Origin of the sequence: Cellulomonas bogoriensis 69B4 = DSM 16987 (assembly GCF_000767165.1) — a bacterium.
GTDB classification, from domain to species: Bacteria; Actinomycetota; Actinomycetes; order Actinomycetales; family Cellulomonadaceae; genus Actinotalea; species Actinotalea bogoriensis.
Window position 1 is genome coordinate 1 of sequence record NZ_AXCZ01000481.1, and the last position, 395, is coordinate 395.

General features: G+C 74.4%; 1 protein-coding gene. It reads right to left on the reverse strand.

From position 1 onward, the window contains the following. On the reverse strand, window positions 1-395 hold a 395-nt coding region (locus N869_RS16120; protein WP_035063470.1), incomplete at both ends, for an alkaline phosphatase family protein.

Here is a 395-nt window from a genome sequence, read left to right on the forward strand (position 1 = left end):
TGACCGCGAGACCGGCGCTGACCAGCACGTTGTTCGGATAGAAGGTCGTCCGCACCGGCGCCATGCCGTGGTCGGCGGACACGACGACCGTGTCGTCGGCCCCCGCACGGCGCACGACCATCCCGAGGAGGTCGTCCGCGAGCTGGTACGCAGCTGCGACGAGCTCCCACGCGCGCGTGCGGGCAGCGTGCGGCAGGTCCGCGTCCGGGTCCAGGAGCCCGACGAGCTCGTGGCCCACGTCGTCCGTCACGGGCAGGTAGGCGACGACGAGGTCGGGCAGCTCGGTGTGCGTGAGCGCGGCCCCCAGCGCGTCAGCGAAGCTGCGTGCGACGAGCCGCGCGCCGGAGAGCAGCACCTCCTCGGCGGACCCGTCGCCGCCCGCCGCGAGCGGTGTG